This is a genomic window from Streptomyces sp. NPDC057617 (assembly GCF_042800555.1).
Taxonomy (GTDB): domain Bacteria; phylum Actinomycetota; class Actinomycetes; order Streptomycetales; family Streptomycetaceae; genus Streptomyces.
In genome coordinates, this window is record NZ_JBHVGV010000019.1 from 1 (window position 1) to 17,978 (window position 17,978).

The following is a 17,978-nucleotide window of genomic DNA, read 5'->3' on the forward strand; positions in this document are numbered from 1 at the left end:
TCCTGACTCTATCAGATCCTTTCGGGCCTGATTCCCGGTCAGCGGGGCTTGTCTTCCCGGCCCTTCGGCCGTTCCGACGTTTCAAACTCTAGCGGATTTCCCCGGCGGCTCATAATCGGGCCTTCGAAATGAAATGCGGCATGCCGAAATTCATCCCGGCCTGGGAGTCCGTGCTGAGTTTGGGTGCCGCTGCTGCGGCTGAGTGGCTGTCGCGGATCCGTTCCGGTCCCGTGACAACTCGAAGAACCTTACGGATCACCCCCGGACCTGTCAAACGAGTTCCTGCCCACTCGCTCCGAACCAGGTCAGCCCACGCCGGCCCGCCGTCACCCCAGATCGTTCAGCCGTCCGCCGGCGTCCGGCTGGGCGTGTTCCACGCGGCGCAGGAGGCGGATCAGCATTTCGCCCAGACCTCGGCGTTCCTCGCCCGAGAGGTCCTGGAGCAGGTCCTCCTCGAAGCGGGAGGCCATCCGCATCGCCTCCAGCCATTTCGTACGGCCCTCGTCCGTCAGCTCGACGATGACCCGGACCCGGTTGTTCTCGTCTCGGTCCCGGGTCACCAGTCCGTCGGTCGCCATGCGGTCGATGCGGTGGGTCATCGCGGCCGGGGTGAGTCCGAGGCGCTTCGCCAGTTCGCCGGGGCCCAGGCGGTAGGGGGTTCCCGAGACCACCAGGGTCTTGAGGACCTCCCACTCGGCGTTGCTGATGCCGAGTTCGGCGAGGTGGCGGCCGTACGAGACGTTCATACGGCGGTTCAGCCGGCCCAGCGCCGAGACGACCTGTTCGACCTGGGGGTCCAGATCGCGGAACTCGCGTTGATAGGCCGCGATTTGCTCGTCGAGGCTCGGTTCCTGGGGATCCGGCGGGCCGGGCTTCTCGGGGGTGTCGGGCATCGGGGCAGTATGCCACGGGCGTCCATTGGCGTTGAAGTCCTTCGATGTGTATTGTTGAAGTCCTAACTTTAGCTTCGAAGTCTTCAGGCTTCAGCTTCTATCCGTCTTCGATCTTCGATCGATCTCTTGAGGCAGGTGAGTGTGACCACGGCGATGGGCGCTGCGATGCGCCGGATCCAGGCGGGGAACGCGCTGAGCGCGTTCGGGCTCGGGTTCACGGTTCCGTATCTCTATGTGTATGTCGCCCAGGTGCGAGGCCTGGGCGCGAGTACGGCGGGTGCCGTGCTGGCCGTCTTCGCCATGGCCGCGCTGGTCGTGCTGCCGTTCACCGGGCGGGTCATCGACCGGCGCGGGCCGCTGTCCGTACTGATCACCGGCGCGGTGCTGGCGTCCTCGGGGGCGTCGGTCATGGGGCTGGCGGGGAATGTGCCGACGGCTGTTCTGGCCGCCGTACTGCTGGGCGCGGGTACGGCCGTGATGCAGCCGGCGCTGGCCACGATGATCGTCTGGTGCTCGACGCCGTCGACGCGGACCCGGGCGTTCGCCACGCAGTTCTTTCTCGCGAACCTGGGGCTCGGGGTCGGCGGGCTGATCGGCGGGCAGATCGTCGACGAGGACCGGGCGGGCTCGTTCACGCTGCTGTTCTCCGTCGAGGCGCTGATGTTCCTCGTACTGGCGGGGACGGCCGCCACCGTCCGGCTGCCCCGGCCCGCGTCGATCCCGGGCGCCCCGGCGAGCACTTCCGCCGACCGGAGCGTCAAGAACCCCGGCGGGCCCCGGGCCATGCTGCGGCACCGGGCCATGGTGCAGCTCTGTGTGCTGGGGTTCGTGCTGTTCTTCGCCTGCTACGGGCAGTTCGAATCGGGTCTCGCCGCCTATGGCACCGAGGCCGCCGGGATCGACCCGGCCGCGCTCGGGGTCGCGCTGGCCGCCAACACCGCGGTCATCGTGGTCGCGCAGTTCGTCGTCCTGCGGCTGGTCGAGCGGCGCAGGCGCAGCCGGGTGATCGCGGCGGTCGGGCTGATCTGGACCGTCGCGTGGCTGATGGCGGGGTACGCGGGGCTCGGGCACGGCAGCGCCACGATGGCGACGGCCGCGTTCATCTCCACGTACGCGCTGTTCGGGCTCGGCGAGGCGATGCTGTCGCCGACCGTGGCGCCGCTGGTGGCGGATCTGGCGCCGGTGTCGGCGGTCGGGCAGTACAACTCGGCGTTCGCGCTGGTCAAGCAGCTCGCGCTGGCGCTCGGGCCGGCTGTCGGCGGGCCGATGGGGGCCGCGCTGCCCGGCCCGTACATCGTGACGTTCGTACTGTTCTCGCTGGGCATCACCGTGCTCGCGCTGCGTCTTGGCCGGCTGCTCACGCCCGTACAGGATCAGCCGTCGCTCGCGCCGGCCTCGCGCCTGGTCGCCCGGCACACCCCGGAGACGGCCCCCGAGCCGGCCGCGGCCCACTGACCGTCAGTCAGCCGACCGTCAGTCAGTCGCGGATCTCAGTGCGGCAGGTCAGTGCGGCAGGTCTCAGTGCGGCAGGGCGAATTCGCACCAGACCGCCTTGCCGCCGCCCGGGGTACGGCGTGAGCCCCACGACGAGGCGATGGTCGCAACGATCGAGATACCGCGGCCCGCCTCGTCCGCCGGTTCCGCTCTGCGGCGGCGCGGCAGATGCTCGTCGCCGTCCGTCACCTCGATGATCAGCCGGCGGTCGGTACGGCGGAGTCTGAGGCGCATCGGCGGGGTGCCGTGCTGGAGGGAGTTCGCGACCAGTTCGCTGGTGGCGAGCACGCCCAGATCGCGCAGTTCGACCGGGAAGCGCCAGGAGGCGAGGACCCCGGTGGCGAACGCGCGGGCGCGCGGGGCGGCTTCGATGCCGCCCAGCAGATCGAGCGCCGCGTTGTGGAACAGCTCCGCGTCCGGGCCCGTACGGGAGGGGTGCTGGAGGACGAGCACCGCGACATCGTCGTCGTGCTCGGCGGTGACCCCGAGGGAGCGGATCAGCCGGTCGCACACGACCTGCGGCGAACCCTGCGCACCGGCGAGGGCGCGCTCCAGGGCGGCGACGCCTTCGTCGATGTCCTCGCCCCTGCGCTCGACCAGGCCGTCGGTGTAGAGAACGGCGGTGGAGCCGGGCGGGAGCGGGATCGTTCCCGAGCTGTGGAGCCAGCCGCCGGTGCCGAGGGGCGGTCCTGTCGGGTCCTCGGCGCGCCGTACCGTACCGTCCTCGGCGCGCACCAGGATCGGGAGATGGCCGGCGGAGGCGTAGACGAGCCGGCCCTCGTTGGGGTCGTGGACGGCGTAGACGCAGGTGGCGATCTGGCTGGCGTCGATCTCGGACGCGAGTCCGTCGAGGAGCTGGAGCACTTCGTGCGGCGGCAGATCGAGCCGGGCGTAGGCGCGGACGGCGGTACGGAGCTGGCCCATGACGGCCGCCGCGCGGACCCCGCGGCCCATGACGTCGCCGATGACCAGGGCCGTACGCCCGGCGCCGAGGGTGATCACGTCGTACCAGTCGCCGCCGACCGCCGCGTCCGCGCCGCCGGGCTGGTAGGTGGCCGCGACCCGGAGGTCGTCCGGCTGCTCCAGCTCCTGCGGGAGGAGCGAGCGCTGGAGGGTGACGGCGGTCTTGCGGTGTCTGCGCTCGCTGGTGCGGAGACGTTCTGCCGCCTCGGCGTGGTCGGTGACATCGGCGGCGAAGACGAGGACGCCGCCGGTGCCGCGGCAGTCGACGGGGGTGCAGGTGACGGTGTACGAGCCCTCTCCGGCGACCTGGACCTTGCGGGACTTGACCGTACGGGGCTTGCCGCTGCGCAGCACCTGGTCCAGCAGCGGGAGCAGTCCCAGCTCGGCGAGTTCGGGGCAGCTCTCGGCGGCGGTGGCACCGGGCGGGCGGGCGCCGAAGGCGGTGGTGTACGCGTCGTTCACATAGGCCACCCGGTGCTCGGGGCCGTACAGCAGGGCGACCAGGGCGGGGAGTCCGCCGAGGATGTCGCCCACGGAGAGGTCGCCGAGGGCGGGAAGGTCCGTCACCGGGTCGGGCGGCTGTTCGTACTCAGCACGGGCCGCGGGCACGGAACCGCGGTCCGTCCGCGCGGCGGCGCGGCGCTGTGTACCGGGGAGCCGGGCGCTCCAACGCGTGAAGTTCACGGATTCTCAGGCCTCATGGTGTCGTCGTGCGGTTCGTCTTGGCCGGGCTGGTCGGGCCGGGCTGGTCGTCGGGGCCGGTTGCGCCGAGCGGGCCGGATCACTCTGTGCAGATGTGAACCCACCTATGGTCACACGTCCGGTCTGGTCGGGCACACTGACGGGGGCGCCGGCCGTGTCCGGGTCGTACTCAGGTCGTTGACGCCGGCCGTGGCCTGTTGCGGTCGGCCGGTGTCAGCGGTGCGCGGGAGTTCCGTACTGCCCTGGGGACGGTGATATGGCTGCCATCACGTGTCCTTGGGCCGTTCGCCGCCCGCGGCGAGTTCGAACTCCGCGCGCGGGTGTTCCAGCGAGCCGAGCGAGACGATCTCGCGCTTGAAGAGCCCGGATAGGGTCCATTCCGCGAGAACGCGGGCCTTCCTGTTGAAGGTGGGGACGCGGCTGAGGTGGTACACACGGTGCATCAGCCATGCGGGATAGCCTTTGAGCTTACGGCCGTACACATGCGCCACGCCTTTGTGGAGGCCGAGGGACGCGACCGAACCCGCGTACGCGTGACGGTAGTCCTGGAGGGGCTCGTCGCGCAGGGAAGCGACGATGTTCGCCGCGAGAACTCCGGCCTGGCGGACGGCGTGCTGGGCATTGGGGGCGCACAGGGCGCCCGTTTCGTCCGCGGTCAGATCGGGTACGGCCGCGGCGTCGCCGGCGCCCCAAGCGTGCTCGGTGCCCTCGACGGCCAGCGTGGCGGTGCATTTCAGCCGGCCGCGGCCGTTGAGCGGCAGACCGCTGGCGGCGAGGACGGGGTGCGGCTTCACGCCGGCGGTCCAGACGACCGTACGGGTACGGAACCGGGCGCCGTCACTGAGGACGGCGACGCGGTCCTCGCAGGATTCGAGGCGGGTTTCGAGCCGTACGTCGATATTGCGGGCGCGCAGTTCGCGGACGGCGTAGCGGCCCATCTCGTCGCCGACCTCGGGCAGGATGCGGCCGGTGGCCTCGACGAGGATCCACTTCAGGTCGTCGGCCTTGATGTTGTGGTAGTACCGCGAGGCGTAGCGGGCCATGTCCTCCAGTTCGGCGAGCGCTTCGACACCTGCGTAGCCGCCGCCGACGAAGACGAAGGTGAGGGCGGCGTCGCGGATCGCGGGGTCGCGGGTGGAGGAGGCGATGTCCATCTGCTCGATGACATGGTTGCGCAGGCCGATGGCCTCCTCGACGGTCTTGAAGCCGATGCCGTGCTCGGCGAGGCCGGGCACCGGGAGGGTACGGGAGACGGAGCCGGGGGCGAGGACGAGTTCGTCGTAGCCGATCTCGACGGTGCCGTCGCCCTTCTCTTCCTCGGAGGCGAGGGTCTTGAGGGTGGCCGTGCGTCTGGAGTGGTCGATGGCGGTGGCTTCGCCGATGATGATCGTGCACTTCTCCAGGACGCGGCGGAGGGGGACGACGACATGGCGGGGCGAGATGTTCCCGGCGGCCGCTTCGGGCAGGAACGGCTGATACGTCATATAAGGGTCGGGCGATACCACAATGACCTCGGCCTCGCCGCTCCTCAGCTTCCGCTGGAGACGCAGCGCGGTGTACATCCCGACGTAGCCGCCGCCGACGATCAGGATGCGCGCACCGGGCGTGGATGCGGGGGTCGTCCTCGGGGAGATCTCTGCCTTCACCATCCCATGACGCACCGGGGCCCCGTGTTTGTCCACAGCCGCGACAGATTGTGTGACCGGAGGCGTTCGCCGGGCCGGGACGGGCAAAACCGCAGGTATTGACGGAGGGGCGCAGGTCAGCGGGGGCGCGGGGGGTGGCGGGCCGGGGGTGAATCAGGCACGTTCCGGTCCTTGCTCCGATCGGGGGGCGCTCCGTGCGGAACTACCCTCTTCTGAATTGACCCGGGCTCAACTATGTTCGTACCTCGTCGGAGTGTTCCGGTCCGTGACTGGGCCGGTACACACGGCCAGTCGAGGCGGGGGTCTCCGGGGGGAGACATCATTACCGGGGGAACGGTTATGCACATTCAGGATTCGCATTGGCAGACCGCTGTCGTCACGGATGGCGGCGGACGGGCCGGTACGGGCGGGGCAGGTCGCCCGGCGCCGTTAAGGGTGGACGCACAGCGCAATCTGGAGCATGTACTGCGCGCGGCGCGCGAGGTGTTCGGCGAGCTGGGATACGGGGCGCCGATGGAGGACGTGGCGCGGCGCGCCCGGGTCGGGGTCGGCACGGTCTACCGGCGGTTTCCCAGCAAGGACGTGCTGGTGCGGCGGATAGCCGAGGAGGAGACCGCCCGGCTGACGGACCAGGCGCGGACGGCGCTGGGGCAGGAGGAGGAGCCCTGGTCGGCGCTCTCGCGGTTCCTGCGTACGTCGGTCGCGTCGGGCGCGGGGCGGCTGCTGCCGCCGCATGTGCTGCGGGTCGGGGTGGACGTCGAGGAGACGGCCATGGGCCCCGGCGGGCAGGGCGAGGCGCGGGTGCCGCATCAGCGGCAGGCCGGGCAGCCCGATCTGCGGGTGGTCGGGCAGCGGCCGTCGGCGGAGGAGCTTGACGATCCGGGAGCCGCGGAGCTGCTGGAGGTCGTCGGGCAGTTGGTGGAGCGGGCACGGGCCGCGGGCGAGCTGCGCGGGGATGTGTCGGTGGCGGACGTACTGCTGGTGATAGCCACGGCGGCGCCCTCGCTGCCGGACGCGGCGCAGCAGGCGGCGGCTTCGGCGCGGCTGCTGGACATCCTGCTGGAGGGGCTGCGGTCGCGGCCTTCGTGAGGGGCGCGGTCGATCGGGGCTTGGGGGCGCGCTGGTTGTGGCCGAGGCGCGGGCGGGTTACGGCCTTGAGGCATGACCGTTGCGGCTTGGTTGTGGCCGCTCGGGCCCGGGAGTTGGCGGGGGTTCTGTTCGAACTGGCTTAGCGCTGAAAGGGGTTGAGCCTTCCCCGAACGGGTGAACGTTAACGCCGGGGTCCGGGAAACGTCCCCGGATGAGTGGTTGCCGGGCTCGAAGGTCCGGGCGCCGGGGCGCTCTGTGGCACTCTGTCCCGGTGTTCGGGTCAGAGGGTGCGTTCAGAGGGCGCGTACGGGGGCTTCCGCGATGAGCGGTGACGGACGGGACGAGCCGCTCGGTGGCGGTGGTGCCGACGGCGGTACGGAACCCGGCGGGACGGTCCCTCGGCAGGTGCCGAACCAGGGCGGCCCCAAAGGCGCTCCGGGCCCGGACGGTCCCGGCAGTCCGGCCGGGACCGGCGGTCCTGGCGGACGCGCTTCGGGCGTGCAGGGTGTGCAGGGTGTGCCGAGCGTTCCTGAGCAGAGCGGGCCCGGCGGGTCCGGACGGCCGGCCGGGTTTCCGGGCGGTCTGATGCCTCATCCCTCGACGGGTTCGCCGGCCGGCGGCGGGCCGGCCGACGCGGAGAGCAGTGTGCCGCAGCAGCGCGAGCGCGGCGGTGTGTCCTCGGCCGCCCCTGCCCCACCGGCCGTCGTCGATCCGTCGGCGTCCGAGGGGCCTCCCTCGGACGCCGATCTGATCCAGCGGATGCGGGACGGCGACGACAGCGCGTACGAGGAGCTGTTCCGCAGACACTCGGACGCGGTGCGCCGTTATGCCCGTACGTGCTGCCGCGACGCGCACACCGCGGACGATCTCACGGCCGAGGTGTTCGCCCGTACCCTCCAGGCGGTACGGGGCGGGGCCGGGCCGGAGCAGGCGGTGCGGGCGTATCTGCTCACGACCGTACGGCGGGTGGCCGCTTCCTGGACGAAGTCTGCGAAACGGGAGCAACTGGTCGATGACTTCGCGGTGTTCGCGGCCCAGGCCGCCCGCTCCTCCGAGGTCTCGGACACGGACACCCTCGATCTCGGCGCGGATGTGCTGGCGATGCGCGAGGCCGAGCACTCCATGGCCATGCAGGCCTTCCGCAGTCTGCCCGAGCGCTGGCAGGCGGTGCTCTGGCACACCGCGGTCGAGGAGGAGTCGCCGAGCGAGGTCGCGCCGCTCTTCGGGCTGAGCGCCAATGCCACGGCGGTCCTGGCCCATCGGGCGCGCGAGGGGCTCAAGCAGGCCTATTTGCAGGCCCATGTGAATACGGCGCACACCTCGGGCGGCGACTGCGCCCGGTACGCGGACCGGCTGGGGGCGTATGCCCGCGGCGGGCTGCGGATGCGGGCGGAGCGCGGGCTGCGCAAGCATCTGGAGGAGTGCGCCAAGTGCCGTCTCGCGGCGGGCGAGCTGGCGCACATCAATGACAAGATCCCGGCGCAGGTGCTGCCGGTCGCGGTGATCGGCTGGTTCGCCGCGGGCTATTCGCTCAAGGCCGCCGGGATCGTGGCGGGCGGAGCCGCGGGCGCGGCCGGGGCGTGTGCCGCGGCGGCGGCCACCGGGGGCGGTGGCGCGGCGACCTCGGGCAGCGCGGCGGGGGCGGCGGGCGCGGCTTCCGGCAGTGCGGCCGGGGCGGCTTCCGGCGGTGCGGCTTCTGGCGGTGCCGGGGGCGGGGCGGCCGGAGGGGCCGCCGCGTCCGAGGGGCTGGGCGCGCCCGCGAAGGCCGGGATCGCGGGTCTGGTGGCCGTCGCGGCGGCGGCCGGTCTGGTGTACGCGCTGGTCAACGACTCGGCGCCGCAGCGGCCGCCCAAGCCGAAGCCCCCGGTCGCGCAGCCCGTCGTACCGCCGAAGCCGGTTCCTTCGCCCCCCTCGCCCGAGCCGCCCGCGCCGGAGCCCAGCCCGCCCCCGAAGAAGCCCACGCCCTCCCCCGCCCCGAAGTCGACCCCGTCCCCGAAGCGCAGCGCGAGCCCGAGCCCGAAAACACCGCCGAAGCCGAAACCCACCCCCCGGCCGACGCCCGCGAAGCCCAGGCCTCCCGTACCGCCGGTGCCCCCGCCCGTACCGAGCCCCACCCCGAGCCCGACGCCACCGCCGCCTCCCCCGCCTGCGGACTACCGGCTCAACCGGCTCTCGTACGACCTCCTCGGCGACGGCACCGAGCCGGAGGTGCGGCTCCTCGGAAGCAGTTGGCTGTGGCAGCGCTCCAGGATGACCATGGACGGCACCCGGTACGGGGACGGCGTGACCGTACAGGCGTCGTCGTCGGTCACCATCGACCTCAACCGGAGCTGTGTCACTTACGCGGCGATGGTCGGGGTGGACGATCTGACGCATGGCTTCGGCGCGGTGCGCTTCTCGCTGTACGGGGACGGGGGGCGGCTCTGGCGCTCGCCGGTGCTGCGCGGCGGGGACGCGGCCGTGCCGATGCAGGTGGGGATCGCGGGGCAGAAGACGATCCGGCTGGTGGTCGAGCCGCACCGCCCGTTCGACCGGGTGGCGCTCGCCGACTGGGCCCAGTCCCGGATCAGTTGCCGCTAGGGTCTGTCCCGGTCCTGGCCAGTCCTGTCCGGTCCTGTCCGGCCTTGTGCGGCACCATCCAGTCCGTCCGGCGTTTGAGGACGAACCGCCGGCCGGGCGGATCCGGCAAAACCGAGCCCGTCCGGCGATTGAGGACCAAGCACAGCCGGCCGGTCCGGCGATTGAGGACGCTGCGCAGCCAGGCCGTCCCGCGGCTCAGGGCATGGCACAGTGGGCCGGTCCGAAGGCTAAGGGCCCAGCACCGCGGCCGGGTGCTCCGGCCGGTGCGGCAGGTCCAGCAGCTCCGCCGCGTCCTCCGGCGTCAGCGGCAGGCCCGCCGCGCGCTCCGTCTCGTACCCCCGCGCCCCCAGGACCGCGCGGGCGTGCGCCTCGATTCGTTCCGCCTCGGCGCGCTCCGGTACGGAACGGACGCTGCCGGACCGCCAGGTGCCCGCGGCGGCCAGGAGCCGTACGGCGAGGCCCGGTTCGCCCGCGAGGGCCAGCACCGGTACCGCCATCTCGGCGAGCTGGGCGACGAAGAGGTCCGACAGGCGCCTCTCCCTCGCCGACCGGAGCACGGCCGCCAGGGAACGCGCCGCCGCCACCGGCCCCTTCTCCTCGTGCGCGGCGATCCGCGCGTCCACCGCGTCGATCCCGGCGGTGAAGTGCGGCGGCGGGGTGCCGAACTCGCCCGCGGCGCGCGCCGCGTCCAGCAGCTCTCTGGCCTGCCCGTACTCGCCCCGGTCCAGGGCGAGTACGGCGCGCATGAAGGGGACGAAGGCGCGGGTGTCATGGACGCCATAGCGCTCGGCCTCGGCGGACGCGGCGTCCAGGCCCTTCTCCGCGGCGCCGGGGTCACCGGCGCGGTACGCCAGTTCGGCGAGGCGGGCGAGCAGGAACGGCGCCTCGGCGTGCGCCCCGACCTCGCGGGCGAACCGCAGCGCCTCCTCGTACGCCTCGCGCGCCTCCTCGTACCGCCCGCGCGCCACCCGCGCCTCGCCGGTGGCGCTCGCGACCTGTGCGAGCATCCAGCGGTCGCCGACGCGCCGGGTCAGCTCACGCAGCTCGGCCAGGTCCTCGTCGACGCCCGGCAAACCGCCGGAGTGGTCGACGGCCATGTGCGTACGCGCCATCAGCACCACGGCGACCTCCCAGTCCCCGGCGTACACACGGCAGTTGGCGATGACGTCGTCCATGACGGCGCGCATGTCGACGGTCTCGTCACCGAACTGGGCGAACATGCACCAGAGCAGGCCGGGGAGGCGGGCGGAGCGCGGTCCCGGCAGGCCGAAGACCTCCAGCATCCGGCGGACCCGGCTCCGGAAGAGCGGGTCCGTATGGACCTGTTCGGTCTGGCCGCTCTCGCCGGTGAAGAAGAGCCAGAGGACTTGGAGCTGCATCCGGGCCCAGTACGACGGGTCGGCGGGGGCGGTCTCGGCAAGGGAGGTCTCGGCAAGGGAGGTCCCGGCAGGGGCGGTCTCGTCCGGGGCGAGGGCCAGGACGTGTTCCGTCCAGGACAGGCCCTCGGCACGGTAGTTGCGCAGCCACCAGAACCAGCCCATGGCGAGGGCCAGCCGCAGCGCCGGCTCCTCGTCGCGCGCCGCGACGGAGCGGTGGAGGGCCGCGCGGATGTTGTCGAGTTCGGTCTCCAGGCGCCGGATCCAGTGGAGTTGCTCCCCGGAGCGCAGCAGCGGATCGGCCTCCTCGGCGAGGCCGGTGAAGTACGTGAGGTGCGCGCGCTCGGCGGCGGCCCGTACGGCAGGTACCTCGGCGGCGCGTTCGGCGGCGTACTCGTGGATGGTCTCCAGCAGGCGGTACCGCATCGCGCCACCGGCGGCGGGCGCGGCAAGGACCAGGGACTTGTCCACGAGTGCCCCGAGCACATCGGGCACATCGGCGACGTCGAGGACGGGGGCGCCCGGGCCGGGAGCCGCCGGACCGGCCGCCACCGGAGCCGCCACCGGACCGCTTGGCCCTGAGGCGGTCGCCGCCCGGGCGCGGGCCGGCGGGGCCGGGGCTCTCGGGCCGGTGGCAGCGCTCGCACATATGCACTCGGCCGCCGTCAGGTCCCAGCCGCCCGCGAAGACGGACACCTGGCGCAGCACCGTACGCTCCCGCTCGTCCAGCAGGTCCCAGGACCAGTCGACGACCGCGCGGAGGGTCTGCTGGCGGGGCAGTACGGTCCTGCTTCCGCTGGTCAGCAGCCGGAAACGGTCGTCCAGGCGGTCCGCGATCTGCCGCGGGGACAGCATCCGCAGCCGCGCCGCCGCCAGCTCGATCGCCAGCGGCAGACCGTCCAGCCGCCGGCAGATCTCCTCCACCGCGCCCGGGTCCTCACCCGCGTCAAAGCCGGGCCGCACCGCGCGGCCCCGCTCCGCGAACAGCCGGAACGCGGGATCCGGCGGCAGCGGCTCCACCGGGCGCATCAGCTCGCCGCCCACCCCTAGCGGCTCCCGGCTGGTGGCGAGGATCCGCAGACCGGGGCAGCGGGTGAGCAGGGTCTCGGCGAGGGCGGCGGCCGCGCCGATCACGTGCTCGCAGTTGTCGAGGATCAGCAGCGTGTCGCGGCGCGCGAGGTGCTCGACGAGACGGGCGGTGGGGTCGTCCTGGACGGTCCTGCCCTCGTGCGTGACGAGCTGGGTCTCACGCAGGCCGAGCGCGCTCAGGACGGCGCCCGGCACGGCCGACGGGGCTTCCAGCGGGGCGAGTTCGACCAGCCAGGCGTCGGGGGGCGCGGACTCCTCGGCGAGACGGGTCTTGCCTGAGCCGCCGGGGCCGGTGAGGGTGACAAGGCGGGAGTGGCTCAAGTCGGCGCGGATGGCGTCGAGTTCGGGTTCGCGGCCGACGAAGGAGGTCAGCCGGGGGCGCAGATTGCCGCGCGACGGCTGGGCGTCGACGGCGCGACGACCGGTTTCCGTGCGGGTGCGGGGGCCGGTGCCGGTGCCGGTGCCCGGGGCGGGGACGGTGCCAGTGCCCGGGACGGTGCCGGTGGTGGTGCCGGGGCCGGACAGTGGGCTCGTACCGGTCTCACCGACCGACAGCCCGTCGCCGGCCAGCATTCTCTCGTGCAGCGCGGCCAGTTCGGGCCCGGGGTCGGCGCCGAATCCGTCGGCGAGGGCGCGGCGGGTGTCCTCGTACGCGGCGAGGGCGTCGGCCCGGCGGCCTTCCGCCCACAGGGCCCGGATGAGCTGGGCGCGGAAGGGTTCGTCGTACGGATGGGCCGCGACCAGCTCCATCAGCTCCGGTACGAGCGTGCCCGTGGCGCCCCGTCGCAGATCGGCCTCGATACGGTGCTTGTGCGCGGCCAGCCGCTGGGCCTCCGGCCGTACGGCATGGTCACGGTCATGGCCGGGCAGATCGGCGAGGGCGGGTCCGCGCCAGAGCGCGAGCGCCTCGCGGAGGGTGCGGGCGGCAGTCTCGGGGTCGCCCGCGTCGAGCCGGGCGGCGCCTTCGTGGGCGAGGCGCTCGAAGACGTACAGATCGACGTCGTCGCGTACGGCGGCCAGCCGGTAGCCACCGCCGGGCACCGAATCGATCGCCTCCTTACCGAGGACGCGCCGGAGCCGTCCGACGAGCGCCTGGAGGGCGGCGGGGGCGTCGTGCGGGGGCTCGTCGCCCCATACGTCGTCGACCAGCTCGGGGACGGGGACGGCCCGCCCTGGGCGCAGCGCGAGGGCGCAGAGCAGGGCGCGGACGCGGGCGCCGCCGAGCGTCGGGCCTTTGCCGTGCTGGTCGCGCGCCTCGGTGGCGCCAAGGATGAGATACCGCACGGGGCCATTGTGGACGGCGGGTATGACAACGGGGGCGGTGACGGTGCCGGGTCCGCGGTGGTGCCGGGTGCGCGACCGTGGCCGGGGCCGCCCGGCTGGCGGTTCGTCCTCAAGCGCCGGACGGGCTGGATGGTGCCGGACGAGGCCGGACGCCGTCCTCAGGCAGCGGACGGGCTGGGGTGCTGTGTCCTCAATCGCCGGACGGGCTGTATTTGCCGGGTCCGCCCGAGCTGCCGGTTTGTCCTCAAACGCCGGACGGGCTGGGTGTTGCCCGGACGGGCTGGATGGTGCCGGACCGGCTGGGTGGTGCCGGACGGGCGGGTAGTGCCGCGCAAGGCCGGATGCTGCCCCGGGCGGGCCGGCAGTGACGCGCGAGGCCGGGTGCTGCCCCGGGCGGGCCGGCTGCGCCGCGCCCAGCGCCAGGCCCCTACGGACGCAGCGTAGGTCTCGCGATTACTCCGCCCGCCACCGCCCGTTGGCGCGGGGCCGCCGTGCCTGTCCAGCAGGTGCCTCGGCGGGAGAGGAGGCGGCGTAGCCAGAGTTCCGTGGAGACCAGGTCGGCGAGGCCGTCCAGCGGTACCGGCTCGCCCTCCGCCGCCGCGCGGAGTGCCTTGCGTACGACACGGGCCTCGATCAGGCCCGCGTCCGCCAGCAGCGGCGCGTCGAAGAGGTTGATCAGCTCGCCGACAGCGGTCCGCAGCCCCGCCCTCGTGGCCGCCCCCGAACTCGCCCGGGAGGTCGCTCCCCAGCCCTCCGGCAGGTCGTGGATACCGGCCCCGGCGAGGACCGTACGGAGGACCTCCGCGCGGGCGCCCGGCTGGACGCGCAGCGCCTCGGGCAGCTCGCGGCAGGCCCGTACCACCTGGTTGTCCAGGTACGGCGCGTGCAGCCGCTGGCTGCGGATCTCCGCGGCCTGCTCCAGGACCCGGTGGTCCGCCGCGTACCGGGCCAGCGCCGCGCGGGCGCGCGCCTCGCCGGGCCGCTGCACGGACGTCGGCCGGGTCGCCGCAGCCGTCAGCCGAACCGATACTTCCGCGAGCGCCTCCCCGGTCAGCCAGCGCGCGGCCGGACCGGGCCGGGACCAGGTCAGGGCGGCCAGCGAGGCGTCCAGCGGCCCGTTCGCGGCGGCCGACATCAGCGCCCGGTTGGCCTCGGGAAGCCGGGCCGCGGCCTCTTCGAGACCGGCGCGGTACGGCGTACGGGCCAGCCGGCGCGCCGCGCGGTACACGGTCAGCGGTACGAACAGCGAGGCCGGCGAAGGCCCCTCGGCCCTGGCGAGCGCGGTCACCGGATGCAGCAGATGGCGTCGCCGCCGGTCCAGCAGCAGATCCGCCAGCCGCGCCGGATGCGCGTCCAGCACCTCACGGGCGCCCGCCCCGACGAAATGGTCGGCGCTGCCCGCCGCCAGCCGCCGCCGGTGCCGCTCGGCGGTGACCAGCGAAGGACCCGGCTCGTCCGTGAGCGGCCCTTCCAGCTCGGCGTACGGGAGAGCCTCCTCGCCCGCCGCGACGACCACATGGTGCAGCCGCGGGTTGGCGGCGATGGTCCGGGCCCGCTCCAGCTCGGCCTCGTCACGGCTCCCCGTCGCCAGGTCGTTGAAGGTGACGGCGAGCAGCCGCTCCCCGGCGCCGGTGCCGTGCCCGAGGACCGTGCCCGGTGCGCCCGGCAGCCCGGCGGCGAGCAGCGCGAGGGTGCCGGACGCGCTGCCGCCGGAGAGATCGGCGCCGATGCCCGGCACCGGCCCGCCCCCGCGCGCGGCGCGCCGGTCCGCGGGCCCCATGCCGGGGACGGGCCCCGGGTCGGGCGGCATGGTCTCGGGCGCGTGGCGCGGCGCCATGAGCCGGGCCCGTACGGCGTCGACGAGGGCGTCCCGTACGCCCTCCACCGCGCGCTCGGCGTCCCGCTGGGGGCCCGCGACGGCGAGGGAGGAGACCGTTTCGTACCCGGTGATCTCGCGCGACCCCTCGCGCAGCACCAGCGCGTGCCCGGGCGGGATGCGCTTGACCCCCACGTACGGAGTGGAGTCGCGCAGCGCCTCCGGGGTTTCGGGGCAGGCGAGGAGCGCGGCGAGGTGCCCGATGTCGAGCTGCGCCTCTATGAGGTCGGCGAGCGGCAGGGCGGCGGTGGCGTACGCGGTGCCGCCAGCCCAGGGCGTGTAGAAGACCGGTCTGGCCCCGGCCAGATCGCCGGCGACGGTGATACGGCGTCCGATCTGGGCGACCGCCGTGTAACTGCCGGGCCAGGCGGTGAGATGGCGCAGCGCCCCGCCGCGGGCGGCGAAAAGACCGACCCTCAGCTCCTCGTCGCTGGCCCCGCAACAGCCCAGCACGGCAAGCCTGGTGAAGGGATCGACGGTGATGACACGGACCTCGTCGGGCCGCCAGTCGCCCACGGCCCACAGCGGATCCGGGTCGCCCCACAGGAGTTGGGAGCCGACGGGGTGCACGCTGCGGCCCTCGTAGTCCTCGCCCACCGCCCCCGCGGACCCGGAAGTCCCGTCCGTACCAACAGAACCAACAGAATCAGCCGCCACGGAAGACCCGAGAGATCCACCGGTCCCACCAGACCCACCGGACCCTGTGGATCCGTTCGACCGGACCGTACTCGCCGTCCGTACCGGCCCTCCCGTGCCGAAGCGCGCGGCGATACTGCTCCATCCCACCAACCAGCGCATCGCCGCCTCCACAGCCCGTGGACAAGTCGAGCAGGCCCAAGAGCCCCCGGAGCAGGATCGGAAACCGCTCCGAGCGGACCGAACCCCGATCCGAGCGGACCGAAACCGAACCCGTCCACCGAACCCGCCGACCAAACCCGTTCGGGAACATGCTGCCACGACAACAGCGCACAGGAGGGCCTACGGAAGCACGCGCGGCAAAGCGAACGCGCCCCTGGCATGGGCCGTTTGGCGCAGAACCGGTGCTTCGCCGGGCTTCACCGGGTGTTCGCCAGCGGTACGCGGACAGACGTGATTCAGCCAAACTCCGGGCCCGGTACGGCACTTCAGCACCGGCACACGCTCAGTCCGGGAGGCGTTTCCCGCCTCCCGGACTGATCCACCGCCCGCGGGGATTGGGGCGGCGGGATCCCCCAGCCCACTGGTTCCAGTACGCAGTGGGCCGACCCACGCAGGTCTCATGGAAGCGCTCCCCCCGTTCCCGGGCCAAGAGCGCACGGCCGGGCGCACGGCCACACACCCGGAGCACGTACCACCGGTAAGGGACTTACGCTCAAGGCATGCCACGGACAACAATCCCGCCATACGGAAGTCCGCCCCTTAACGGTCGGGATGTGGCGAACTACGCTGGGTTTACGAATGCCGCGCGCCTATGCCGCGACGCGGCGGCCGTCTGTGTGTCGAGGGGTGACGCATGTCCAGGGAGCTACGCGGGCCGAACGAAAAGCTCGGCACCGTTCTCGCCCTCGCGGGAATCAGCAACGCCGGTCTCGCCCGGCGGGTCAACGACCTCGGGGCGCAGCGCGGTCTGACACTTCGCTACGACAAGACCTCCGTGGCGCGATGGGTGTCGAAGGGGATGGTTCCGCAGGGTGCGGCGCCCCATCTCATCGCGGCCGCCATCGGAGCCAAACTGGGACGCCCTGTCCCCCTTCATGAGATCGGCCTCGCGGACGCGGATCCGGCCCCCGAGGTCGGGCTCGCCTTCCCGCGCGACGTGGGCGAGGCGGTGCGCGCGGCGACGGAGCTGTACCGGCTGGACCTGGCGGGCCGGCGCGCCGGCAGCGGGGGCATCTGGCAGTCCCTGGCCGGATCGTTCGCCGTCAGCGCGTACGCGACACCGGCCTCCCGGTGGCTGATAACACCCGCCGACCCCTCGGTCGCCCGGGATCCGGCGGTCGCGGAGGCGGCGCAGGGAGCGCACGGCACGAACAGTACGAGCAGCCCTGGGGCCGACCCGTCGGCCGAGGTCTCGCCCCTGCGGGTGGGCCACAGCGATGTGGCGAAGCTGCGGGAGGCGGCGTCCGACGCCCGGCGCTGGGACTCCAAGTACGGCGGCGGGGACTGGCGTTCGTCGATGGTGCCGGAGTGCCTGCGGGTCGACGCGGCACCGCTGCTCCTCGGCGCGTACAGCGACGAAGTGGGGCGCGGGCTCTTCGGGGCCACCGCCGAACTGACCCGGCTGGCCGGCTGGATGGCCTTCGACACCGGCCAGCAGGAGGCCGCGCAGCGCTACTACATCCAGGCGCTGCGGCTGGCGCGCGCCGCCGCCGACGTACCCCTCGGCGGGTATGTGCTGGCCTCCATGTCCCTCCAGGCGACCTATCGCGGGTTCGCGGACGAGGGCGTGGACCTGGCGCAGGCGGCGCTGGAGCGCAACCGCGGCCTGGCCACCGCCCGGACGATGAGCTTCTTCCGGCTGGTGGAGGCGCGCGCGCACGCGAAGGCGGGCGACGCGGTGGCGGCGGGGGCCGCGCTCAAGGCGGCCGAGGGCTGGCTGGAGCGCTCGCGCGAGGGCGACGCCGATCCGTCCTGGCTGGGCTTCTACTCGTACGACAGGTTCGCCGCCGACGCCGCCGAGTGCTACCGGGACCTGAAGGCACCACGTCAGGTACGGCGCTTCACGGAGCAGGCGCTCTCCCGGCCGACGGAGGAGTTCGTACGCTCGCACGGCCTGCGCCTGGTCGTCAGCGCGGTCGCCGAACTGGAGTCGGGCAACCTGGACGCGGCATGCGCGGCGGGCGTACGGGCGGTGGAGGTGGCGGGCCGTATCTCCTCGGCGCGTACCACCGAGTACGTACGGGATCTGCTGCACCGGCTGGAGCCGTACGGGGACGAGCCCAGGGTCGCGGAGCTGCGGGAGCGGGCGCGTCCGCTGCTGGTGGCGCCGGCGTAGGGCGGGTGGCTG

9 protein-coding genes are annotated in these 17,978 nt (G+C 73.2%); 4 read left to right on the forward strand and 5 right to left on the reverse strand.

All coding sequences use genetic code 11. The features are described 5' to 3' along the window. Nucleotides 1-326 precede the first annotated feature (326 nt). Nucleotides 327-893 carry a MarR family winged helix-turn-helix transcriptional regulator gene (locus ACFU9P_RS32455; protein ID WP_376383648.1) on the reverse strand — a complete coding sequence of 189 codons (567 nt, stop codon included), beginning with the start codon at nucleotides 891-893 and terminating at the stop codon, nucleotides 327-329. A 153-nt stretch (nucleotides 894-1,046) separates the two neighbouring features. Here ACFU9P_RS32455 and ACFU9P_RS32460 point away from each other — a divergent pair, with 153 nt between their 5' ends. Further along, nucleotides 1,047-2,348, forward strand: a complete 1,302-nt coding sequence (locus ACFU9P_RS32460; RefSeq protein WP_384088004.1) for an MFS transporter — start codon at nucleotides 1,047-1,049, stop codon at nucleotides 2,346-2,348. Nucleotides 2,349-2,411: 63 nt separating this feature from the next. Here the strand turns inward: ACFU9P_RS32460 and ACFU9P_RS32465 are convergent, their stop codons facing one another. Both ACFU9P_RS32465 and ACFU9P_RS32470 read right to left on the reverse strand, forming a co-directional pair. Beyond that, entirely contained in the window at nucleotides 2,412-4,034 is a 1,623-nt protein-coding gene (locus ACFU9P_RS32465) for a SpoIIE family protein phosphatase (RefSeq protein WP_376383651.1), read from the reverse strand. 284 nt (nucleotides 4,035-4,318) lie between these two features. Beyond that, nucleotides 4,319-5,701, reverse strand: coding sequence for an NAD(P)/FAD-dependent oxidoreductase (locus ACFU9P_RS32470; RefSeq protein WP_384087836.1), 1,383 nt, complete (start codon nucleotides 5,699-5,701; stop codon nucleotides 4,319-4,321). A gap of 336 nt (nucleotides 5,702-6,037) precedes the next feature. Here ACFU9P_RS32470 and ACFU9P_RS32475 point away from each other — a divergent pair, with 336 nt between their 5' ends. Together ACFU9P_RS32475 and ACFU9P_RS32480 are read left to right on the forward strand one after the other, a co-directional pair. Further along, nucleotides 6,038-6,787, forward strand: coding sequence for a TetR/AcrR family transcriptional regulator (locus ACFU9P_RS32475; RefSeq protein ID WP_376383657.1), 750 nt, complete (start codon nucleotides 6,038-6,040; stop codon nucleotides 6,785-6,787). A gap of 321 nt (nucleotides 6,788-7,108) precedes the next feature. Then, nucleotides 7,109-9,367 carry a sigma-70 family RNA polymerase sigma factor gene (locus ACFU9P_RS32480; protein ID WP_384087839.1) on the forward strand — a complete coding sequence of 753 codons (2,259 nt, stop codon included), beginning with the start codon at nucleotides 7,109-7,111 and terminating at the stop codon, nucleotides 9,365-9,367. 227 nt (nucleotides 9,368-9,594) lie between these two features. Here ACFU9P_RS32480 and ACFU9P_RS32485 read toward each other — a convergent pair whose 3' ends face one another. Together ACFU9P_RS32485 and ACFU9P_RS32490 are read right to left on the reverse strand one after the other, a co-directional pair. Beyond that, nucleotides 9,595-13,116 carry a BTAD domain-containing putative transcriptional regulator gene (locus tag ACFU9P_RS32485; protein ID WP_384087842.1) on the reverse strand — a complete coding sequence of 1,174 codons (3,522 nt, stop codon included), beginning with the start codon at nucleotides 13,114-13,116 and terminating at the stop codon, nucleotides 9,595-9,597. A 427-nt stretch (nucleotides 13,117-13,543) separates the two neighbouring features. Next, on the reverse strand, nucleotides 13,544-15,790 hold the full coding sequence (locus ACFU9P_RS32490) for an asparagine synthase-related protein (protein ID WP_384087845.1): 2,247 nt from the start codon (nucleotides 15,788-15,790) through the stop codon (nucleotides 13,544-13,546). Between the two features lie 694 nt (nucleotides 15,791-16,484). Here ACFU9P_RS32490 and ACFU9P_RS32495 point away from each other — a divergent pair. After that, a complete protein-coding gene (locus tag ACFU9P_RS32495; protein ID WP_376383669.1) occupies nucleotides 16,485-17,966 on the forward strand; it encodes an MFS transporter in 1,482 nt (493 codons plus the stop codon). Nucleotides 17,967-17,978 lie beyond the last annotated feature (12 nt).

Coding starts and splice junctions, on each gene's coding strand:
- ACFU9P_RS32455 (WP_376383648.1), bottom strand. CDS start 893: ATGCCCGACACCCCCGAGAAGCCCGGCCCGCCGGATCCCCAGGAACCG.
- ACFU9P_RS32460 (WP_384088004.1), top strand. CDS start 1,047: ATGGGCGCTGCGATGCGCCGGATCCAGGCGGGGAACGCGCTGAGCGCG.
- ACFU9P_RS32470 (WP_384087836.1), bottom strand. CDS start 5,701: ATGGTGAAGGCAGAGATCTCCCCGAGGACGACCCCCGCATCCACGCCC.
- ACFU9P_RS32475 (WP_376383657.1), top strand. CDS start 6,038: ATGCACATTCAGGATTCGCATTGGCAGACCGCTGTCGTCACGGATGGC.
- ACFU9P_RS32480 (WP_384087839.1), top strand. CDS start 7,109: ATGAGCGGTGACGGACGGGACGAGCCGCTCGGTGGCGGTGGTGCCGAC.
- ACFU9P_RS32490 (WP_384087845.1), bottom strand. CDS start 15,790: ATGCGCTGGTTGGTGGGATGGAGCAGTATCGCCGCGCGCTTCGGCACG.
- ACFU9P_RS32495 (WP_376383669.1), top strand. CDS start 16,485: ATGTCCAGGGAGCTACGCGGGCCGAACGAAAAGCTCGGCACCGTTCTC.